The organism is Sharpea porci, from assembly GCF_009695655.1.
GTDB classification, from domain to species: Bacteria; Bacillota_I; Bacilli_A; order Erysipelotrichales; family Coprobacillaceae; genus Sharpea; species Sharpea porci.
Window position 1 is genome coordinate 1 of record NZ_VUNM01000007.1, and the last position, 22,207, is coordinate 22,207.

The 22,207-nt window shown below is 37.0% G+C and carries 25 protein-coding genes; 16 read left to right on the top strand and 9 right to left on the bottom strand.

Annotated elements, in window-relative coordinates; all coding sequences use genetic code 11:
* Positions 1–301 precede the first annotated feature (301 nt).
* Positions 302–787: a hypothetical protein gene (locus FYJ79_RS04525; RefSeq protein ID WP_154514891.1), complete on the bottom strand. Its 486-nt coding sequence runs from the start codon at positions 785–787 to the stop codon at positions 302–304.
* Positions 788–966: 179 nt separating this feature from the next.
* Here FYJ79_RS04525 and FYJ79_RS04530 point away from each other — a divergent pair, with 179 nt between their 5' ends.
* The 9 genes from FYJ79_RS04530 (at position 967) to FYJ79_RS04575 (ending at position 6,991) form a co-directional block, all read left to right on the top strand.
* Positions 967–1,176, top strand: coding sequence for a hypothetical protein (locus FYJ79_RS04530; RefSeq protein WP_154514893.1), 210 nt, complete (start codon positions 967–969; stop codon positions 1,174–1,176).
* A gap of 61 nt (positions 1,177–1,237) precedes the next feature.
* Positions 1,238–1,981, top strand: coding sequence for an endonuclease/exonuclease/phosphatase family protein (locus FYJ79_RS04535; protein WP_154514895.1), 744 nt, complete (start codon positions 1,238–1,240; stop codon positions 1,979–1,981).
* Between the two features lie 941 nt (positions 1,982–2,922).
* Complete coding sequence (locus tag FYJ79_RS04545; protein WP_154514899.1) at positions 2,923–3,864, top strand: AAA family ATPase; 942 nt, start codon at positions 2,923–2,925, stop codon at positions 3,862–3,864.
* A 26-nt stretch (positions 3,865–3,890) separates the two neighbouring features.
* Entirely contained in the window at positions 3,891–4,172 is a 282-nt protein-coding gene (locus FYJ79_RS04550; RefSeq protein WP_154514901.1) for a DEAD/DEAH box helicase family protein, read from the top strand.
* 277 nt (positions 4,173–4,449) lie between these two features.
* Entirely contained in the window at positions 4,450–4,767 is a 318-nt protein-coding gene (locus tag FYJ79_RS04555) for a hypothetical protein (protein WP_154514903.1), read from the top strand.
* A 439-nt stretch (positions 4,768–5,206) separates the two neighbouring features.
* Complete coding sequence (locus FYJ79_RS04560) at positions 5,207–5,416, top strand: hypothetical protein (RefSeq protein WP_154514905.1); 210 nt, start codon at positions 5,207–5,209, stop codon at positions 5,414–5,416.
* A 31-nt stretch (positions 5,417–5,447) separates the two neighbouring features.
* Positions 5,448–5,927 (top strand): hypothetical protein, encoded by a 480-nt coding sequence (locus tag FYJ79_RS04565; protein WP_195837017.1) that lies wholly within the window; start codon positions 5,448–5,450, stop codon positions 5,925–5,927.
* A gap of 468 nt (positions 5,928–6,395) precedes the next feature.
* The gene (locus tag FYJ79_RS04570) at positions 6,396–6,587 is read left to right on the top strand and encodes a hypothetical protein (RefSeq protein WP_154514909.1); all 192 of its coding nucleotides are present in this window, start codon (positions 6,396–6,398) and stop codon (positions 6,585–6,587) included.
* Positions 6,588–6,784: 197 nt separating this feature from the next.
* Positions 6,785–6,991: a hypothetical protein gene (locus FYJ79_RS04575; RefSeq protein WP_154514911.1), complete on the top strand. Its 207-nt coding sequence runs from the start codon at positions 6,785–6,787 to the stop codon at positions 6,989–6,991.
* Positions 6,992–7,381: 390 nt separating this feature from the next.
* Here FYJ79_RS04575 and FYJ79_RS04580 read toward each other — a convergent pair whose 3' ends face one another.
* Entirely contained in the window at positions 7,382–8,695 is a 1,314-nt protein-coding gene (locus FYJ79_RS04580) for an ATP-binding protein (RefSeq protein ID WP_154514913.1), read from the bottom strand.
* Positions 8,696–8,881: 186 nt separating this feature from the next.
* Between FYJ79_RS04580 and FYJ79_RS04585 the strand changes: the two genes are divergently transcribed.
* From FYJ79_RS04585 to FYJ79_RS04595, 3 genes are all read left to right on the top strand, one after another.
* A complete protein-coding gene (locus tag FYJ79_RS04585) occupies positions 8,882–10,483 on the top strand; it encodes a sensor domain-containing diguanylate cyclase (RefSeq protein WP_195837018.1) in 1,602 nt (533 codons plus the stop codon).
* Positions 10,484–10,546: 63 nt separating this feature from the next.
* A complete protein-coding gene (locus tag FYJ79_RS04590; protein WP_154514917.1) occupies positions 10,547–11,968 on the top strand; it encodes a C69 family dipeptidase in 1,422 nt (473 codons plus the stop codon).
* Positions 11,969–12,027: 59 nt separating this feature from the next.
* On the top strand, positions 12,028–12,612 hold the full coding sequence (locus FYJ79_RS04595; RefSeq protein WP_154514919.1) for a class I SAM-dependent methyltransferase: 585 nt from the start codon (positions 12,028–12,030) through the stop codon (positions 12,610–12,612).
* Between the two features lie 46 nt (positions 12,613–12,658).
* Here the strand turns inward: FYJ79_RS04595 and FYJ79_RS04600 are convergent, their stop codons facing one another.
* On the bottom strand, positions 12,659–12,994 hold the full coding sequence (locus FYJ79_RS04600; protein ID WP_154514921.1) for a hypothetical protein: 336 nt from the start codon (positions 12,992–12,994) through the stop codon (positions 12,659–12,661).
* 174 nt (positions 12,995–13,168) lie between these two features.
* Between FYJ79_RS04600 and FYJ79_RS04605 the strand changes: the two genes are divergently transcribed.
* Together FYJ79_RS04605 and FYJ79_RS04610 are read left to right on the top strand one after the other, a co-directional pair.
* Entirely contained in the window at positions 13,169–13,678 is a 510-nt protein-coding gene (locus tag FYJ79_RS04605) for a GNAT family N-acetyltransferase (RefSeq protein ID WP_154514923.1), read from the top strand.
* Positions 13,679–13,686: 8 nt separating this feature from the next.
* Positions 13,687–14,244, top strand: a complete 558-nt coding sequence (locus FYJ79_RS04610) for a GNAT family N-acetyltransferase (RefSeq protein ID WP_154514925.1) — start codon at positions 13,687–13,689, stop codon at positions 14,242–14,244.
* An 83-nt stretch (positions 14,245–14,327) separates the two neighbouring features.
* On the opposite strand, the gene FYJ79_RS04615 is transcribed toward FYJ79_RS04610, so the two are convergent.
* The 4 genes from FYJ79_RS04615 to FYJ79_RS04630 all read right to left on the bottom strand — a co-directional run bounded on the left by FYJ79_RS04615 (position 14,328) and on the right by FYJ79_RS04630 (position 17,881).
* Positions 14,328–14,990: a cupin domain-containing protein gene (locus tag FYJ79_RS04615; RefSeq protein ID WP_229771324.1), complete on the bottom strand. Its 663-nt coding sequence runs from the start codon at positions 14,988–14,990 to the stop codon at positions 14,328–14,330.
* 80 nt (positions 14,991–15,070) lie between these two features.
* Positions 15,071–15,475 (bottom strand): pyridoxamine 5'-phosphate oxidase family protein, encoded by a 405-nt coding sequence (locus FYJ79_RS04620; protein ID WP_154514927.1) that lies wholly within the window; start codon positions 15,473–15,475, stop codon positions 15,071–15,073.
* An 11-nt stretch (positions 15,476–15,486) separates the two neighbouring features.
* Entirely contained in the window at positions 15,487–16,458 is a 972-nt protein-coding gene (gene mmuM / locus FYJ79_RS04625) for a homocysteine S-methyltransferase (RefSeq protein ID WP_154514929.1), read from the bottom strand.
* A 1-nt stretch (position 16,459) separates the two neighbouring features.
* Positions 16,460–17,881 carry an alanine/glycine:cation symporter family protein gene (locus FYJ79_RS04630; RefSeq protein WP_154514931.1) on the bottom strand — a complete coding sequence of 474 codons (1,422 nt, stop codon included), beginning with the start codon at positions 17,879–17,881 and terminating at the stop codon, positions 16,460–16,462.
* A 169-nt stretch (positions 17,882–18,050) separates the two neighbouring features.
* Here FYJ79_RS04630 and rsmH point away from each other — a divergent pair, with 169 nt between their 5' ends.
* Together rsmH and FYJ79_RS04640 are read left to right on the top strand one after the other, a co-directional pair.
* Positions 18,051–19,103, top strand: coding sequence for a 16S rRNA (cytosine(1402)-N(4))-methyltransferase RsmH (gene rsmH, locus FYJ79_RS04635; RefSeq protein ID WP_154514933.1), 1,053 nt, complete (start codon positions 18,051–18,053; stop codon positions 19,101–19,103).
* An 83-nt stretch (positions 19,104–19,186) separates the two neighbouring features.
* Positions 19,187–19,765, top strand: coding sequence for a VanZ family protein (locus FYJ79_RS04640; protein ID WP_154514935.1), 579 nt, complete (start codon positions 19,187–19,189; stop codon positions 19,763–19,765).
* Positions 19,766–19,931: 166 nt separating this feature from the next.
* On the opposite strand, the gene iscB is transcribed toward FYJ79_RS04640, so the two are convergent.
* Entirely contained in the window at positions 19,932–21,170 is a 1,239-nt protein-coding gene (iscB, locus tag FYJ79_RS04645) for an RNA-guided endonuclease IscB (RefSeq protein ID WP_154514937.1), read from the bottom strand.
* 270 nt (positions 21,171–21,440) lie between these two features.
* Positions 21,441–21,743 carry a hypothetical protein gene (locus tag FYJ79_RS04650; RefSeq protein WP_154514939.1) on the bottom strand — a complete coding sequence of 101 codons (303 nt, stop codon included), beginning with the start codon at positions 21,741–21,743 and terminating at the stop codon, positions 21,441–21,443.
* Positions 21,744–22,207: the final 464 nt, after the last annotated feature.

The window sequence follows — 22,207 nt, forward strand, 5'->3', positions numbered from 1 at the left end:
GTATATACCGCCAGTAAACCATCCTTGGAGACAGAACAGCTGGAAGTTATATTCTTCTTCAATCAAAGCTCATTTATATGGTGCTCATAATTAAAAATATTCAGGACATTTTCAAATTCGCTTGACACAGCGTATATCCTGATTCAAATAAGAATTGAAATACCATATATATTTGTTTATGCCCCCAAAATCAATAATATCCCATGGAAATTAAGAAAAGGTATAAACAAAACGATTAGAACAACAGTTTTTATAGTAGAGTTAAGTAGCTTCGTATTTTTATCCTTAAAATCAATTCACTTTATATGAAAGGCAACATTATTTCTTTGAGTTTTGTTATTGCTTCATTTTTTTGCTTTGTATTGTAGCTTTTTGTAGAAGAATACAAAAGATCAACAATCGCCTTTAATAACTCAGCAGAACTTATAGTATCAATGGATTTTTGGGGAGTTTTTACTATTTCAATTAACTCGGTTCTGAATAAGGTGTGATTGTATATTAAAGAGTCTAATAAGGAACTCTCTTTATCAAGTCGGATAAGTTCTCTACTATATGCGGACAAGGTTCGGGTTGGAGATGATAATTCAGTAGCAGATGACAAAATCAAGTCAATTTGGTTCTCTGTAATTTGCTCAATTATAATCTTTTTTTTGGATCTTCTGAAATTTACTCCGGAATTACAATTATTAGCTGCAAGTGTAAATATTCTATAATTATCCTCCAAATATTTGAAGTCAACACTCGTTTTTCGATTGGCAGGAGTTAAAGTAAACTTATATGTATGCATAAATATCTATCCTTTCTTTAATTTGTACTTATATTTTATAGTACGAAATGCAAAAAAATCAATAGTGTTAGCGTGGAATTCACAAAAACTCTATTGACAAATCAACAATCGCAAATTATAATAAAAATACGGTCATTGGTTATTAAATTCTATAATATTTTGAGAAAGACGGTGAATTTATGTTTAATTTTGAATTAGGTAATGCTTTATTTGCCAATGGTGGTGAATCATATACATATAGCTACCTTCGCTCTTGGCTTATGGGAACACTGGGACTCTCTGCACGCCAGGCTGCAGGAACTATAGGTGCAGGCGTTAGATATGGTTACATCATGGTAGCAACATACGCTGAGAATTCTGCGTTAAGAGAAGCAGTTTTTACAAGGTAAATATAGTCGCCAAGGGGCGATTTCCCCTTGGCAACCCCAATACATATAGGAGAATAATAAAATGAAAATCAAAATTGTGGAGACATCGTTAAATCTAAGAATTGAACGAGGAAAAAGAAAAGAAGATTATTTAATTTCACAAAACATCGCGAAGAAGCAACTATCTATAGCGGATACTGATATATATACCAACGTCGAATTTATGGATTGCGACAATTCTGATTATCTAAAAACATTTGCAGATTCAGGATACAATGGTTTTACATCTTTAGATGAAAAAGGCAGAGGAATTCTTTGTGAAATTAAAAAAGAATATGTTGTTAAGAAAATATGCGAAATGACAGAACCTCATATGTTGCACTTACGTGTAGAAAAAGGAGACGAATATATTGACTTAATCACAGTTCGACTATTGGTTGCAGGAGGTAATGATGCAGATTTTAAGGATAGAAAAAAACAGTGGGATAGGGTGCTAAGTTATATTGAAAACCTGTCAGATAAATCCCGTCTTGTGTTAACTGGCGACTTTAATCACGGAGTAATAAGTAATGATATTAACGGATATCGCAATAGACCAAGACAATATTTTAACTATCAAATGGTCGTAAATGATCTTAAAAATAAAAACATTATTTTGTATCCAATGGAAGGTAACAGTTATCGTGGTTATATGAAAATAGATCATATTGCTACAGGTGAAAAAATATTAGTAGAAGCTGCTGTGTATGATGATGTTTTTGATAATACAGAAATAATAGGAATTCCCGATCACAGTTGTATTGTTGCCAATATCAAATGTGCTTAAATGTGATTAAAATGAAAAATCACAAAACCATAGCCGTCGATTTTGATGGCACGCTCAGTTTTGGCCGATGGCCTAAAGTTGGTCAACTCAGCACAGATCTTATTAACTTTTTAAAAAGATGGAGAAACAAAGGAAACAAGCTAATCATTTAGACTTGCCGTACCGGACAAGCCCTTGAGGTGGCTTTTAAATGGGGTGAGCAACAAGGGGTGTGTTTCGATGCAATCAACGATAATTTGCAGGAATACATAGAACTATACGGTGGCAATTCTCAAAAATTTGTTGTGATTATTATATTGATGATAAAAGCATTCCTCTTTTTGAATTACAACGTATAAGAAACTGACCAAAGGTGTGATATGTATGAATAAGTTACAAGTCGAAGCAAGATTAAAGCAATACTTAAAATCCCATTTCATTAATTTTGAGGTAGATATTGATAATGGTGTTCCTCGATACACTGTGATTTTTCAAGGATACGATAGTGCTCCAAACAGGGCTATAGAATCCCGTATTTGGTTATATAACGACGAAATTGAGGTAAGAACCTACTCCCCCCCATGTAGCGACGGAATGATGCGAAGATCATAGCAAAAACATACCTATGTTAATGAGATTATTTAATTATATAAATGCGACGGGTTGGCTTAAATCATCCGATGGTGCTGGCGGCATGTTATATTAGCATCACCACCTACATACACCAAGAATTTATATGACTGAGTATGATTGTTTTGATATTACCTTAACAATCGTTATTTGTTACGATTTATATGAAGTAGCTCCACTCGAAACAGAAGATTCCGTTACAGCTTATTGTCCGGAACTATTAGCGGATTTGAGTCCTGCAATATTTGGTTTATTCTTCTACCTGATTGATTTTGAACCGCTAAACAATACATTCAATTAAATGTTCTCAAGAATAAATACGGAGGGATTATATGGCCAATCAACCAATAAACAACGATGTTCTTGCTAAAATAACCGTAACTCTTGTTATAGGTGCTACAGCATCCGGTAAGACAACCTTTATTCAGAATCATTTTTCTAACAAGAGAAATACCGTGATATTGAATGTGTATGATTATCAACAAGCCGCCTATAAAGAGGCTGGATTCGGTAAGCATATCCCGTTTGGACAAGAATTCAAGTGTTTATACAAAGCGAATGAAAATCTATTGCTAGATATTATCGACACCTTACAAAATGGCAAAAACGTAGTTGTCGAACAGACTTTATATAAAGCAAAACGCAGAATTGGATACATAGATGTTATCAGAAACACATTTAAAAATATTAAGATTGAAGTTTATGTGATGTGCCCTAGTGACTCGGTTTGGGAAACATATGTTACGGAAAGAAGATTGGCACACTCTTTTCAGCAACTTAAAACCGAAGCCGAACAAATAGAATTTCCAAATCCAATCGAAGGATTTGATTCCATTTACGAGGTTGTCGATGATGTTATTAAATTAAGGATGGATGAGCCTAAACCTGAAATTGTTGAACCGGCTCGAAAAGAAATACTTGAAGATGCTGAAGAATTGCGCAAAGAGAATGAAAAAATAAAAGCCAAGGCAGATTTGCTTGAAAGCATGAATTCACGACCATTTTGGCATTATTGTGAGGTGTGTGGCACAAAACTTTACTGCACAGCTCAAGAAGCTTTTGATGCCGGTTGGGACTACCCGCCACAAATTGGTACGTTCGGATTATTAGGACCTCGCACTTGTGGAAAGTGTAGTATAACCGATACTTTGTGGTGGAAAGTCCAACAACAAGGGCTACCTATTGTTATTGAAAAAGACTTGACCGCAGAAGAACTAAAAACTTGGCGAAGAATAAAAAAGGAGCCTGAAAGTTTGCTTGAGGAAGAAAAATAATATGAAATAAAGCGGAAGGTGACAAAATGATAGTTGCAGGTTATTCAAGTGTAGGCAAAACAACTTTTGCAAAAGCGCATCAAAATATCATTGATCTACACGTTATGCCTTACAAATATTCTAATTTAAGTGAACTAAACAACAAATATTATGACGAAAGCATTAAAGCAGCTCCTGAACTGATTTTAAATATCGATTGGAGATATGATTATTACGATAAATTAATATCACTCGATAAATCTGAACCCAACAAAATAATTGTAATTCCAACTGATATTCAAATAATGAATTGGCTTGAGTGTGATTAAATACCATTTACACTTGTTTTCCAATCGTATGAATTAAAGGAAGAATATAGAAACAAATATTTAAAACGTGGAAACACGAAGGATTTTATTGATGTGTTTATAAGTGGTTGGGATTATTGGATTGGAATGTTTAAGCAACAAAAGGGATGTGAGAAAAATGAACTTAAAACATGCGAATATCTATCGGATGTCATAATTTTCAATGGGATGTGTGATATTTGAGATAATTGATTCAAATTATACACGAAACATATATGAGGAAATAGGATTTAAATTGATGGATTTTCGACAAGTAACACTGATTTGGAATAAACCCAACACCACTCGTCAGGGGCGACTTTTTACCTTGACTGAATTGGCAATTAAAACCGACGATGTTGTTTTAAGATTCCAAATTGGTGAACGAATAGTCTATGAAGAAAAAGTAATGAAACAATTTGAATACGATTCGTGTGGTGAAACGCTCTATGTCGTGTTTGATGGCGAAGATCATTATGCTTGCGGATATTTTCGAAAATATGAAACAGCTCTTACTTATGCCAAGAATTACATTATTAAAGAAAAAACTCGGTGTGTAATAGAAAAGAATTATTGATGGTGACACCATTCCTTTGGTTAAATCAAGTATCGTTTAAATCCAAATCTTTCAACAGAAAAACAAGAAAAATTGGTTGAATATAGCGGAGAAGCTACTACTTGTTTACATTTGGATGAAAAAGCTAATATTACAAATTTGTGATCTAATGAATTAGACGATAACGAATCGGACAAGGTTGATGAGTTTCGTAAAGATCGATTTGAATATCAATTTTTAGCATTGCCCTATATTCATCACGAAGGGCTTCCCGTTAGGTATATTCCTACCGGTGAATATGGAATTATCGAAACTACTATGGATGAGTGGAATTGCTTCTTGGAAGAGTTAACAATGGACTCTATGTTGATTTTTCCGACACAGCTATTACGGTGGATTTTTAACAGAAAAAGGCTATTGGTCGCATCAACATTGCAATCCGATATATCTTGAAGTAGAAATGCCTGAAATGGATATTGAAAATGAAAAGCAATGTGTTTTTTGCCGTGCTATAGATGCAATGAGTGACTATATGGATGGGTATAAAGATGAAGCGCAGGATAAACTCGTATTAAGAACATCAAGTGAGTATGGTATTATCTGTGAAAAGCCAATCGTTGCTGAACAGAGTGCCAAAAACGCAAAACAAATTAAAGATATTTTATGGTGACACTTTTAATTAATTGGCGAGGTGATTTGTTTTGACATTGTATGAATTATTAAAGAAAGTATCTTTTATTTTAGCAAAAAGCAATGCAGATGAATTGTTTGAATATATAATTCACTCTATGGATTATAATGGTGGATTTCTTCGATCGAGATATTGCTATTGGGAGAAAATATTATCTGATTTTGAATGCGGGAGTGATCTAAAAACTATTCTTGTAACTTTAAGATCACCATTTGACTTTTGTAATTCTACCCAATATTACGAAGAAGGTGATTTTACCAACTCAACTTTTACATTATTAAAAATGCAGATTTTTCTTTACGATTTATCAAATAAGGAGCATTTGGAACAGGAAATAATGTGGAGTTGCGGTGTGGGTTTTAGTTATCCAATAAAAGTTGATCTAATTAATGAAAGTTTTGAGATACTTCCGGCAATGAATTTGAGTGCTAAAATAGAGACTAAAAATAAAGCAAAAAGGAAGAAAAGAAATGTTGAAAATAAAATTTAGATAATTACGAGAACGATTGTCTACTCTGACCGTATTTCAATTTGTCATAAGGAAACGTTACAGTATAAAAATTTTATTACAATAAAAGATGTACTTGACTCGTATGATGATTTAACCGTTTAACGTATAGTGATCATTGAAAGTGAGTTTTATAAAATTACTGATTTTGAATATTCTGCCGAAGGGAAAGTGAAAATTTAGTATTGCTTTCTTGTGTAGAGATGCCGCAGGATGATTTACAAGAAGATGCACATAACGATAAGATAGGTATAGGAAGTATTTTAAAATCGTTGGAGAAGACAATGTTGGAAGTATAAAAGATATTCTGATAGGGAACAACTCTCAGTAAGCGTTTTTTTTAAGTTTCGAAATATAATCCCCAAAATGGGATTTAAACAGTCTCACTAGACGACCTCGTTCTTGAATCTAGGCTACAATAGTTTTAGATGGTCAAGGAGGCACTATACCATGAAGAACAGATTACACCAGCACGCAAAAGCCAAGCCTAGAAAGGACTCGCTTGTTGATTTCATTAGAAGATTCTCTGATGAGGACAGGCAGGTTGAGTTCTTCATTTCAGTCAAGTTCCCTAAAGAATTCGTATATGACTGTTGCGAATGCCATGAGTATTATCTCATCAAGAATGGATACATCCTTTAATGCAAGGAATGCGGCAAGCAGCATACCCTGCTTGGTGGAACTATCCTTGATAACTCCAACCTTACGCTCTCCAGATCCTTACTGCTCTCTATCTCTTTTTCACAAGCAGCAGAGGACTGAGTGCGCCTGATCTAGCCAACAGCATTTATGTCTATGTAAAGACAGCCCGAAGATACCTGAGAAAGTTCAGGATCCTTATGTCTGAAAGCAACAACGAGAAGAAACGTGAATTAATGTTCTATGAGGCTGATATCATTGAGGTTGGCGGAAGAAATCCTCGCGGTAAGCGCGGAAAAGGCTCTGAAAACAAGCAGCAGGTGCTGATGGTTCTTTCCGCTGGTGAAGACAACAAGCATCCCAGGTACATGAAGCTTCATGTGGATGAAGGATTACGTGAATCTTGAGAACTCGAGAGTTGACTACCATGATGGAAACTACAAGATGAAGTGGCTCAATATTATAGCCAGCAACTTTTAGAACAACATCAAGAACATCTACAAGAGCGTATGCAAGAGAGACCTTCCTCTGCTTCTGGCTGAGCAGGAGTACAGGTTCAACCACAGATATACAGGAAGACACTTCATGGAGAAGATAGCGAAGTGCATCAGGAAGTTCATGCCAATGACCAATCAGGCTATCGGCAAGGCTCTTAATAGATATAATGCTAGGTTCGTCCTTATATAGAGGTTAACTGAGAGAAGTTTCCTATCAGATATCTTTTAAAGATAGATGATATGAGGAATTAATAGAAATACCAATATATATGTAAAAGGATGTCAAGTGACATCCTGTATTTAGCTTCTGTTTTTACCGACAAGATAATTGATGAATTGCTGTGCAGTTCTGCCAGAGAAACCACCATGGGCAATTTCCCATTTATTGGCTTCTTGCTTAAGTTCGTTTTCACTTAATGTGATTTCTGGATACTTTTTAGCAAGCGTGTTGACGATGTTTTCATATTCTTTCTTATTTGGCTTGAAATAGCCAATAGAACATCCAAAACGGGCAGCTAATGAAAGCTTTTCTTGTACTGTATCATTTCTATGTAAATCATCATCTTCGCTTTCAAGATTACGATCATTCCAGCTTTCACGAACTAAGTGACGACGGTTACTTGTGGCATAGATCAGGACATTGTCTGGCTTCGTCTCAAGACCACCTTCAATAACTGCCTTCAAATATTTATATTCATATTCACCTTCATCAAAAGAAAGATCATCCATAAAGATAATAAAACGATAATTTCTATTTTTTATTTCATTGATGACTTTCGAAAGATGAACAAAATCCTGCTTATAAACTTCAATCATACGTAAACCACGATCATAATATTCATTCATAATCGCTTTGACTGAAGTTGACTTACCAGTACCAGCATCACCATAGAGAAGCACATTATTCGCTAATCGACCTTCAATAAATGCTTCTGTATTTTCGACAAGCTTCTTTTTCTGTATTTCATAACCAACTAAGTCATCAAGGACCATTGTGCCTGTTGCCGTGATAGGTTCAAGAACAGAATCACTCTCTTCTGTAATGCGAACACGAAAAGCTTTATTTAAGCCAAGCTTACCCACACCATAATCCTTATAGAATGTTGTTACGACATTGTATAATTCATCATCAGTTGTGGTCTTTTCAATTTGTGAAGAAAGGGCAATGACTTTCTCACTGACAGATTTATTAAAAATACGTTCCTTCTTAGTCAAGGCATGATAGTTTTCAATAATCGTAAAACAATTCAAATCTAAAGCTTCTTCCAATCTTGAAAAATCATAATCAAAGAGTTCTTTAAAAATATGTAAATCATTCTTCGCAAAGAGATTCACCGAACCTTCATTCGCACCAACCTTCTCGCTGACAAGTGAAAAAGGAACTTCCGTACTGGCTAGTAAATAAGCTAAGTAATTATGCCAGAGGTTGTGGTCAAAGCCATATTTTGTGGATAATTCGAGTAAGCGATTGATTTCATCAAGAATACGTCCACGTAAATCTTCTTTTTCATAATGCCCTTGGTCGAATTCATGACAGATCTCGGAAAGTTGATAAAGAATGCTTTGTTTATCTATTGAACGATAGACAATAAGCTTGGATGTAAGTCTATACATAGTGATGCCTTCTTTCTTTTTTTTCTTATTTTACTGACTTAAATCCTATTTGTCTATATGACAAGTATGGATATTTTGGCTTGTTTATTTGGAAAATAAGAATGAATAAAGATATATTTACGCTTTCTCGTAAAATCTACTTGTGATGTCATAGAATGTGATATAATGACGACAAGGGAGAAATCTATGGAACAGTTACCAAGAGTCGAAAGAATTATTCAAAAGTTGTTCTTTGTCATAATCATCTTGAGTTTGATTATTCTAAGTCTTATAGGCTATACGAATACAGTTTCTCACTATTCAGAACATAGTGAACGCTTAACGAAGCTTTCTTTAAAAGAAAAGAAAGTCATGAATAATAAAGCGAGGCATGGCTATTCTTATGAATATCATTTTACCTATTATAAAAAGGCCCATAATCATGATAGCTTGATGTTTTATGTTGATAGTAGTGATGTGGATATTTATGTAGGTGATCAACTGAAATATCATTATTCATTGAAGGATGGAATGGGGAAAACGGCTGGACCAGTATGGGTATTGAATGAATTCAATCATCAGGATCATGGAAAAGAAGTCAGAATTCTTATTTCTCCGGTTTATGATACGATGCCTAAAGAAAAAATAACTTTTTATTTAGGGGAAATTGTCAGTATGTATCGTTATCAGCTTCATGGCGATCTCTTACAATTAGTCTTGGCTTTTCTCGCTATTCTTTTTGGCGCAGGTTATCTTATCTATGCCATCTTTAGACTTCGTTCACATACACCGACTCATGGGCTTGGTTATTTAGGCTTATTTGGCTTGAATATAGGAATCTGGCGTTTATCGAGCTTAGGTATTATTGCGCTTACTTTACCAGCTGTATCACGTGTCTTTATCTTTGCGGGATGGCTGATGTTGATGTTGATGCCACTAAGCTTTGAGCTCTATATTACGCAATTTGCGAGAAAGAAGGTCAGGGCGTTACTTGATGGCTTTATTCTCTTTATGATGGTTTCTATCATTATGGCGATTATTATGCAGTTTATGAATATCCGTGATTTACATGAAAATATCTGGCTTCTCAATGTCAATGTCTCAATCATGTTCTTCTCAACAATAATCATTCTCTTAGTCTTAAATAATGAAAAGCGAGGCTATTTTGATCGAAAACAAAATGTCTTTTTAATAAGTCTTATTATCACAAGCATATTAATTGATATCTTTAATTTTTATTACATCTCTTCAACAACCCCATACTTCTATACAGTCTTAAGCTTTGATATCTTTGTCATATCAGGAGGAGTCAGCCAGATCTTTAGCTTAGTCCATCAAGTCAATATCGATCTCCCAACCGGTCTTTATAATAAAGGACGTGTCAACGAACTCCTTTCAAGAAAAGGGGCAGCATCAAGCGATACAGGTGTAGCTGTATTTGACTTAAATGGCTTAAAAAAGACCAATGATACTTTAGGACATGAAGCAGGTGATCAGATGATTGCGGATTTTGCGAATGAATTAACGAAAAATATTCCAGGGTCTGCTTTTATTGGACGCTTTGGTGGGGATGAGTTTATTGCAGTTATTCGTAATGCTGATTGTCAACGCATGGAAGATATATTGGATCTCTTGAAGAACTCTGTTCAACGTTATAATCAGAGAGAACAGGATGTGAAGATTAGCTATGCGGTTGGATATGCGGTTAATGGTGAAGAGCCGCTCTCTTTGCGGACACTCTTTAATATGGCTGATGATCGTATGTATGAAGATAAAAAACAACATTATGCCAATCTTATTAGAAAATAGATTGGCTTTTTTTAAGACAACCATTACTATTGGTGCTAGAATAGCGACAGGAGGAATATTATTATGGCTTGTACAACAATTTTAGTAGGTAAAAAAGCATCTTATGACGGTTCAACAATGATAGCCCGTAATGATGATGCATCAGCTGGTAAGTTTGCCCCAAAGAAATTTGCGGTCGTTTTAAGCAAAGATCAGCCAAGAGATTATAAATCAGTGATTTCAGGAGTAGAAATAAAGCTACCTGATAACCCAATGCGCTATACGGCAATGCCTAATGCCTTAAAGGGTGAAGGCATCTGGGCAGCTTGTGGTGTCAATGAAGCCAATGTCGGTATGACAGCTACAGAAACCATCACATCGAATGCTCTTGTTTTAGGAGCAGACCCCCTTGTTGAAAAGGGTATTGGTGAAGAAGATATCGTTGTGCTTACATTACCTTATATCCATAGTGCAAGAGAAGGCGTTGAACGCTTAGGAAGCTTGTTGGAAGAATATGGCACATATGAAATGAATGGTATTGGTTTTAGTGACAAGGATGAAATCTGGTGGCTTGAAACTATTGGTGGACATCACTGGATTGCGAAACGTGTACCTGATGATGAATATGTCATTATGCCTAACCAACAAGGCATTAGTGAATTTGACTTAGAAGATGCCTTAACAACCCAAAAAGAACATATGTGTTCAAAGGATATGAAGACATTCATTGAAAAGCATCACTTAGATCTTAATATGGGTGATCACTTTAATGCACGTCTTGTCTTTGGTTCACATGATGATAGTGATCATACATATAATACTCCAAGATCATGGGCTTTATTACGTTATTTTAACCCTCTTACATATGACTGGGATCATGAATTAAGACCAGAAGATGATGACTTACCATGGTCATTAGTGCCTGAAAGAAAGATTACTGTAGAAGACGTTAAATGGGCTTTAAGTAACCATTACCAGGGCACTGCCTATGATCCTTATGGCAAATCAGACCATAAAGAATGTAAATATCGTCCAATTGGTATCAATAGAACAGACTTCCTAGGTCTCATTCAAATTCGTGATTATGTACCTGAAGACATCAGTGCTATTGAATGGATGACATATGGTTCAAATGTTTTCAATACATTCTTGCCTCTCTATGCCAATACATCAAAATCCCCTGACTATGTCGCTAATACAACGGCATTAGTTGATACTAATAATTTCTATTGGGCCAATCGTTTAATTGGTGCTTTAGCTGATGCTCACTTCAATACAACAGAAATACATATTGAACGCTATCAGAATAAGGTAGCTGCTTCATCACATGCCTTAATCAATAAATATGATGCATTATTTGAAGAAAAAAAGGACTTAGCTGTTATTGAAGAAGCGAATGAAGCCTTGACAAATATGGTGCATAAAGAGACAGATGACTGCCTCAACAAAGTACTCTATACATCAAGTAATGGCATGAAGAATGCCTTTAGTCGTTCTGATGCCTAAATTCTTCATATTTACAACAAGCCAATCTTTTAGTATCCTTTAACTATGAGGGAAAATCTATGGATACGAATCAAATAGTTGATACAAATGCATTCTATAAAGAACATGCTGAAGAATATATCAAAGCGACAGAGAATATCGATATGAGCAGAGAACATGAGATGTTTGAAAGACATCTTGGTGAAGGACAACAATTCATCCTTGATGTTGGCTGTGGAAGTGGACGTGATGCACTTTATTTTAAAAGCCAGGGGCATCATGTCATTGCGATTGATCCGAATGTAGAATTCGTAGAACATGCACGCCAAATCAATATCGATGCCTATCAGAGTGATGTTGCCCATATTGAATTTGTCGATATGTTTGATGGAATATGGGCTTGTGCAGTGCTTCTTCATTATCGTAAGAAGGAACTTTTTGCCGCTTTCACAAAGCTTTATAATGCCTTAAAAGAAGATGGTATATTATTTTGTTCGTTCTTGTATGGAGAGCTAGAAGAAGATCGTGAAGGTCGTCATTATTCTGATCTCACTGATGAGAGTTTAAAAGATTATATTGGTGATTTTAAGATTATTGATGTTATGATTACTGATGATCGATTAAAGGAAAATAAGATTTGGTTGAATGTTGTTTTAAAGAAGTAGCTTAGCTACTTCTTTTCAATTAAAAACCCATAGTTACAACTATGGGCTAGAGACTCAAGATTTCATCTTTGACTTTAATAAATTTGCCATTCTCTACTTGATAAGTAATCTGATGATTCTTTTTATCAATGAATTCAATCGAAGTCACACGATCTTTAGAAATATCAGTAATATAATGGCCATCATGGGAATAAAGGGCATCAGTCAGATAACCTCCTTCATCATAGATAAATGCTTCAGGCCCATTACCATAAGAACGTACAACGACAAACTTCTGACCATAGGATAAACCCATCTGGTCATGCAAGGGAATCTTGACGACAACACGGTCATCTCTTTGAATAAATAAATGTGAAATATCACTTTCTACTTTAGTAATCATATTTGTATTACACCTCTCTTCATCTCTTATTGTAAAGAAAAATGAGAAGTCTTGCTTAAGAAAGGGGCGTTTAAATCCCATATATGGGATTATTTAACGATTTATATATAAATAGGGTGTTGTCGAGTAAAGAATGTTCAGTTAAGATACTATTAGAATTATAGGAGTGATAAGATGTTACAGAGTAGAAAAGTGAAGGCTAGCCAGCAGGAAGTGATTGAGCTTTATCATAGCTGTTTTCCTCCTGAAGAGAAGTTTCCCTTTGATCAATTGATGAATTTGAGTACGAGAAGGGATGTTGAATTCTTGGCTTATTATGATCATCAGATATTTGTCGGCTTTACTTTTAGTATTATTGGCTCAAAAAGTGTCTTTGTGCTTTATTTTGCGGTAAATAAGAAGCTTAGGAATAGGGGCTATGGTTCGGAAATATTGAACTTGTTGAAGGAAAGATATGAGAAGGTCATTAATCTCAATATTGAAGCCTTAGATCCTCAATGTGATAATATGAATGAACGCTTGAGACGCTATGTCTTCTACAAGAAGAATGGCTTCATGAATACGCATTATAGATTGCTTTTATCACATGGTGAATATGCCATATTGTCAACACCAGGCTTTGATATGGAAAGCTATAAACAGACAATACAGATATTCAATAAACAATTGCCAGAAATAAAGTAGGTGTAAAAATGATTAGAGAAGTAAGATTAGAAGATGCAGCGAGACTTGTAGAAATCTATGAGTACTATGTCACTTCAACAGCCATAACCTTTGAATATACAACCCCAAGTATTCAAGAATTTCAATCCCGCATCCAACATACCTTAGAACAATATCCTTATATTGTTTATGAACATGAGGGGGTTGTTCTTGGTTATGGTTATGTCGGTGCTTTAAAGGGACGGGCAGCTTATGACTGGTCGGTCGAAACATCCATCTATGTAGATCATCATGCGAAAAAGATGGGCATTGGTCGAAAGATCTATGAAGCCCTTGAAGAGCTATGTGCTAAAATGCATATTACCAATATGTATGCCTGTATCTCAGCCCCAAGAGATGATCATGATCCCTATCTTAATACCAACAGTATGGACTTTCATGAACATATGGGATATAAGGAAATTGCGCGTTTTCATCAATGCGGCTATAAATTCCAGCGCTGGTATGATATGGTCTGGTATGAAAAGATTATTGGTGAACACTCTGTTCCTATGCCAGCATTATTAAGTTATCAAGAAATAAAATAAGGATGACAATGCATATATGTATCGATGAGTTGTCTGTATAATAAAAAGGGAGATAAGTGCTAAAGCATCTTATCCCCTATTTTTTATTCCAATGTCAAGAGAAGGCCCATTTTAAATTTGCTTGTCGCTTTAACGGCATGTTTGCCACCACGGGCAAAATGGAAGTTTTCGCCAGCTTTAATCACATGATCAACACCTTCATAAGTAATCACAGCTTCACCATCTAACGCAAAGATAATCGCTTCACCAGGTGCGGCATGTTCACTTAAGCCTGTTCCTTCATCAAAACTCATAACCACAAATTTCATACTGTCATTATTGACAATATCCATATTCACAATACGACCTTCTTGATAGGGCAGAAGATCGGCTAAATGGAAAACTTCTCCTGCTTTAATAATACTATTCATCATTTCTTCACTCCTTATTTGTATTTCTGTATAAACTGCTGATGTTTTTGTACGCATACCAATGGCTATATCACTTGGTGTGATAATGCCATCCATTGTATGAAGCAACCAGCTTTGACCAGTATTTGTATAGACTTCAAGCTCACCTTCATTCACAATGATATATTTGTGATAAGGATGAATTTCGGCACTAATATCCGTATCTTGACCTAAAGAAAAGTAATTGATGGCATGTTTGCCACTTAGTACTTCTTTAGAAATGGTACAATGAGCAATTGCGGGATTGTCATGGGCAATTGAGAATGTCATCCCGACTTTTTCTTGCATTGTCTTCATATCAACACCTTCTTTCTAATGAAATTGTAGTAGATTATGGAAAAAGAAAATGTTGTTAAGAACACAAAAGTGAGAGTTTTTTAGAAGTTATAGGTTTCTGGTGCTTCAGTGAAGCTGTAGATTGTCGCCTTGGCATCCTTGAGATAGAAGATAGCCGTATTGCCATCACCAGCGGCATACATCTTTTTTAATGAAGGAACAGCGTCAAGAAAACGGGCTTCCTGTTCAACACGATTGTCATGGACAACAGTTGCTTCTAAGCGAATCCATTTCCCTTTGGCCATGCCGGAGATTTCTATTTGGGGATGTGCCAACATCTGTTTCGCAACCTTCTTTTTCAGACCAGTCTGAATATAAAGCTGATTATCGAGAATAGCCTGTGCGCCAAAAGGTCTTACATGGGGTTTGCCTTCATCATCTACTGTCGCAAGATACCAGACTTTTGCATCATTGAGAAACGCTAATACTTTTTCTTTATCATTCATTTTATTAACCTCTAGACAGATATTTTCTTGATGGAAAGGTCTTTGAGATAGCGATTTTTTGCCTGAACGACTTGTCTGATATGTTTATCTACAGTCGTACAACAACCCCCAACAGCCTTAGCACCACATTTAAACCATAAGTAAGCATGGTCTTCAAAAGACACATCTTCTTTGCCTTTAGACCATGTCTTTGTCTTTGGATCATAGACTTCACCACTATTAGGATAGACGATGATAGGAAGGTCTGTGGCTGATTTTAAGGCTGTAATGAGTGATTCAATATATGTAGGATAAGTACAGTTAACACCAATCATCTTAAGATGGGGGAAGTCTTTGAGACTCTTGGCACATGTGATGATGGATTGTCCTTCATATGTATGCAAGCCATCACGGCAAGAGAAACTGATGATAAAGTCGGCATCAAGCTCTTCACAAATCTTTGCTTCAATAAGCGCTTCAGGCAAAGAAGGATCCGTCTCACAAAGCAGTACTTCTGCCCCTGCTTCCAAAAGCAATTCCATACGTCGCTTATGAAAATGATAAAGCTCTTCATCACTGACATGATAATGTCCCTTATACTCACTACCATCGGCAAGATAGGCACCATAGGGACCAACGGAAGCGAGACAGATAGGATATGTCGCATCAGCCTTCTTTCCTTCTTCTTCCCACCATTCATCCCTTGCTTCAAGAAAAAGCTTAACAGCCAAACGAATATAATCCTCAGCTTCTTCTTCACTATAACCAACAGCCATTAAACCAGGAATGGATGCTTGATAGGAACAGGTAATACCACAATTAGCTCCTGCACGAAAATAGTATTTATGGACTTCTTTGACTAATGTTGGATTTTCAATAAGAACGGTTGCTGTCCAAAGCTTATTGGAAAGATTACAACCTAATGCTTCTAATGCACTTGACATGGATCCATCTACAACCATGACTGTATTGTCTTTTAATATTTGATCAATTGTTTGTTTCATATTATTCTCCTTCAATCGTGCCATAGACAACATCTGGAACATTCTCACCACGTTCTTTTGCAGGAATAAAACGATTCCAGAAATCGTTGAATAAACGCATGATTTCTTTTTGTTTTGTGATAATGAAGATAAAGGTAATAAGGATATAGATAGCAGAGAGAATATCAGTCATTGCCCAGAGACTCTGTGCTTTAATATTGTAGAAGAAGATACAAGGAATCAGATAATAAATCATATATATCTTTGTCGCAATCTTGTTTTTCTCAGTATCACCAAAGACATAATTCACCGATTTCTCACAACTATAATACATCCCAATAATCGTAGTCCAGGCAAAGACAGTAATAGAAATAGCGATAAACCAAGCACCTACCTGGCCATAAGAGACTTTAAAAGTCATTGTCGTTAAGGAAGCAGAGTCAACACCTGGGAAATCAATATAGGCATTGGTGAGAATGATTGAGAAAGCTGTGACTGAACATACGACAATGGTATCAAAAAAGACTTCACCCCAGCCCCATGATGATTGTCTTACATGATGATCAGTTTTGGCTGAAGCATGGGCAATAATGCCATAACCCGTACCTGCATCGTTGGAATAAAGACCTCTAGCTACACCATAACGCATTGCATCACGAACAGTCGCACCGGCAAAACCGCCAACACCAGCCATTGGGGTAAAGGCACTTTTGATGATTAAGAAGAAAGCTTCAGGAAGGGCGGTAATATGCATAAGAAGAATACCCAATCCCCCAAGAATATAAATCATGGCCATAAAAGGCACCACCTTCTCCATAATCGAAGAAATACCTTTCAAGCCACCAAATATTGTCATAAAGCTAGTCATCCCCAATACCGTTACGACAAGACGAGGATCAAGACCAAAAGCTTGTTTCAAAGAACCTGTTACTGATTCTGTCTGAACAGCACATGTCCAAGGACCTAAAAGGAAGCAGGCAAAGGCTAAAATAATAGCACCTTTCTTCCAGCCCAAGGCATTCTTCATAACGAAGGAACGATCACACATATATTCATCCATGCTTTTTGAATACTTTGTACGATAACGCTGTCCCAAGATAATCTCACAGGCTTTCGTGGACATGCCAAAAAGGCCAAAGAACCACATCCAGAAAACAGCACCAGGACCACCGGCTACGATTGCTGTCGCTACACCACCAATATTGCCTACACCAATCGTGTTCGCCATTGCTGTACAGGCAGCCGTAAAACCGGACACAGACCCTGTCCCTTCACCCGACTTAAACATCTTGCCATATGTATTCTTGAAGTGAAAACCAATCTTTCTAAAGTTATACATAAAGCGGAAGCGAATCGACAAGAATATCCCTGTCCCAAGCAAAAATACTGTCATCCATGTTCCCCACATAAAATTCGACACATTAACTAAAAACTTTACAATCATAAAATAACTCCCCTATAAGTAGATAGGTTTATCATAGGGGAAAGAGAAAGAAATTACTAGGTATTGTTTTGTCGCTATGATACCTATTTCCATTCCTTAATAATAGTTTGTACCTATAGTATATTTATGAGCATCTTTGTGGTAGAATCGATACGAATAGGAGAAGAATATGGCAGAAGAACATAAACGTAGAAAAAGATATAGTGGGAAGTATCCCAAACACTTTGATGAGAAATATAAAGAATTACATCCTGAACAATATGGCGATATTATTGAACATCGTATCAAGAAAGGAGCAACACCAGCTGGTATGCATATTTCCATTATGGTTGATGAATGTTTAAAACATTTAGAAATCATGCCTGGTGATCAGGGGCTGGATTGTACGCTAGGATATGGTGGACATACAAGACATATGTTGGAAAAGCTAGAAGGCAAGGGACATCTCTATGGTCTTGATGTTGATGCAATTGAAATTGAAAAGACAAAGGCACGCCTTAAAAACCTAGGCTATGGGGAAGATATCTTTACAGCTCTCCATACTAATTTTAGAAATATTGATCAGGTCGCAAAGGAATATGGGAAATTTGATTTTGTGCTTGCGGACTTAGGTGTTTCCAGCATGCAGATTGATAATCCTGAACGTGGCTTTAGCTATAAGGGTAATGGCCCACTTGACTTACGCCTTGATCCGACAAGAGGGATGCCAGCTAGCGCCTATCTTCAAACACTCTCAAGGTGGGAAATCGCTCATATCTTAGCAGAAAACAGCGATGAACCCTATGCATCAGAAATCGCCAAAACAATTGACAGCTATCAAAAGAGTGGGATGACCATCGATACAACATCACTTCTCTACAAGATTATTGATAAATCCGTACCACATGATGGTGATACAAAAGGACGTAAAGACCTCATTAATAAAACAGCAGCCAGAGTCTTCCAGGCCATCCGTATTGAAGTCAATCAGGAATTTGAGGTGCTTTATGAATTCATGGAGAAACTGCCGACAGTCCTCAAGCCAGGCGGACGTGTTGTGATTCTGACATTCCATTCAGGTGAAGACCGAATTGTGAAGAAGAGCTTTAAAGAAATGAAGAATCTGGGCATTTATAGCGATGTAGCACGTAATGTCATTCGTCCGACAAGTGAAGAATGTCATCGTAATCCCCGTGCAAAATCCACAAAACTGCGTTGGGCAATAAGAAGCTTTAAGGAATAATGAGAGAATGTATGAAAAAAGAAACAAAATTGCATTCTTCAAGCGATAAGCGTATGATACATGAAACAAAGAGGTGATGTATTATGGCTTATACATTAAATAAAGTTCTTGCGGATCATTCCCATAAATGGCTGATTGCCTTAAGAATCGTCTTAATTATTGTACTGGTGTGGTGGATGTCTGTCATATTTCGTTTCTCAGCCCAGAATGGCACACAAAGCACTCAGGCCAGTGATCAAGTTGTGGAAGTCTTTAGTGATGTGATTGCGAAAGTCACAGGCAATGATCATATTAAAATTAAGCTTACAGTGACCTATCGTAGTCAGTTTGAATATGGTATTCGTAAGTTAGCTCATATGTTTATTTATTTCATTCTTGCGATTACGGCAATGTTATTGCTTTTTACATTTGAGAGAGTTCCTATGCTTGTAAGGATGTTGTTGAGTGTATTTGGCTGTTTCTTATATGCATGTACGGATGAATTTCATCAGTCTTTCTCATATGGTAGGGGACCTTCATTGAGAGATGTATTTATTGATACTTTTGGGGCTTCTATGGGCATTATTGTTGCCCTAATACTCTTCTGTATTATCTATACGATCTATCATTCCTACCAGGCTTATAAAATCAAAAGATATAATGCTTCGATTAGCGAAGCATAAGAAATAGGTGCAGTTTTCTGCACCTATTTCTATATTACAAAATCATTTTTCATTGCATCTTTCAGTGTCCATATTTTGATATCAGCTTGACCAATATAGGTGAAGTGATGTTCTTTAGCTTCAGGGAAGACGCGGGTAGTAAAGAGAGCATCACCGTCATAAATGTTTAGCGGTTCCTCCTTTTCTCAATGAGCATGTTCTTGCGCATTTCCAGCAGATGCAAATTCTTGCATCCAACAGATGCGTTCACCTTGGTGCCATCCAGAAGCCTCAGGTCCATCCTGCCTGTGGAACGCCTGCCGAAGATGAAGCATTCACGGCCTTTCCACTTCACCTTGTCAAAAAGCCTGAAGCCCATTACTTCATAGGGCGCCTGGTTACGCTTCCTGATGCCTCCCTTCAGGATGCCGTTCTTATGTATCCTGCGGTTGTGGCATCTTACCTTTTTCTGGCAGTACATAGTGCCATCCGATTTAGCATTGGGATTGCCACTTATGCACCGTGCGTCTATATAGTGATCTTTAGGCAGGCCGTTCTCTATACGAATGCTCTTTGTAATGTAGCCATAGGTCAGATGCACGTCTGGATAAATCACCCTCAGTTTATCGTAAAGTACCCATCGCATGATGCCCATGAATGCTGCATCCCTGAAGGTCATCCCTCTGTGTATGGTCTTTGGCAGTTTTACTGTCCCGTTGTGATAGCCTGTATGGCAGGTCTCACACAGCGTAATCAGGTTATTGGGTGCATTGCCGCCAGTCTTTCTGCTTTCGATATGATGAACGTTCAGAACCTTGGCTCCTGACCTTCCATGACAGCACTGGCATTCATGGCCGTCACGGAAGAGAATATACTCAGGCACATTCCAGAACCCCATATGTTCACCCTGCTGGTATTCCGTACCGCTTATGTCAGGATTCTTGATCTTCTGAATGTCAAAGGACGCCACTTCCACGATGATTCTGCTGACTGGCAGAATTTCGTGCACCCTGCGGATTGCCGTCAGGTGGGTATCCACCTTGTTCTGGACGGAAGGTGCCAGCCATCCATCCTTGCGCTTGCGATTGCTGAAACGCTGCTTGCGGTATCTGGTCTTGCGACTTCGTCTGGCTCTGCGATTCTGTCTGCGTGTAGAAAGCAAATCCACTATGTCATTACGCTGCTCTACATCAGACTCAAATAATACCTTGTCCTTTGTGGTAGCTGAAAGACCGATATGCCTGCTTCCGCTGTCCACGCCTAAGGCAATCTCCTGCGTATAGCTCGTAGTGTCATACATCAGTTGTATTGTAAACGGACATCTCCTGACCACTCTGGCTTTTCCGCTCTTTAACAGGATGCGCACCTTGGCGCAATTGTCTGTCGGCATGAGCGGCTGTCCGCTGATATTAAGTACATATACCATTTCTGGTGCCTCCTTGAAATCTGTAACAGATTTAATAACTCGCCTCGAAGGGCGGTAAGTGTACCATCGCCAATGTTAATGAGAGGTTTATGAGCCTGCAACACTGTTCCTGTACCTCAGAACTGTTTAATCACAGACCTTAGAGCTGCAGACTTGGTACTACATCCGCAGGTAACTATATATTCTCTCTTAACGTAGTTCAGCCGAAAGGCTTCACTCAGGCTACTCACTCAGGGCTGCTATGCAACCCCACAGGCTTGCCTGTGGGTATTAGTGAGATTCAGTATCCGGCTTAATACATACCCCTTTGTTTTCAAAGTGTACAAGATCTTCAGATTCTGTCTGATACCAATATTTTAGACCATGTACAGCACCCCAAGGACACCATTGATAAAACAAATGCCATTTTCCATCATGATAGACAAAGCCATTAGGATCATTTAATAAACCGGTAATAGGCTGGATATGGAAGTGTTGGCGGTAGTGGGTGAGTTTGATACGATTGTATAATGGTTTGATTTCATCAGCCGATTTTAAAACTCTATAGCGTTCTTCTTTAGTCCATGTTTTCATGATTATTTCCTCACTTAGATATGAAAAAAGATACTCTATTTATTATCATCATTTGATCTGTTTGCGATCCTTTAGGAACATCATTATTCTCGTTCCTTCTTGTCCTGACACTTTCTCTTGAGGAGTATTACCCATCTTTCACCTAAATAATACCCAGCCAGAACGCAACCCTGTGCTTGGATTTTAAGCTTCTTGTATACCGCCTCACCACACTGGAGAGTTGCTCATATACATTGGCTTTGCACTTACTTGGCTTTACCGTATTTTACATGTCACTTTATGAACATTTCTCAAACTTTGTTATGCCAAATATTATGATGACTTTTATTTCAAGTACCTTTTTCTCGAAGGACTTTATCCCTTCTTTGCACCTTTATAATAGCACTATATGTAAACGCTTACAAGTATCAAATGCATATTTTCGTAAATTGAAAAAATATTGATAAAAAGAAGAAAAACAGCAT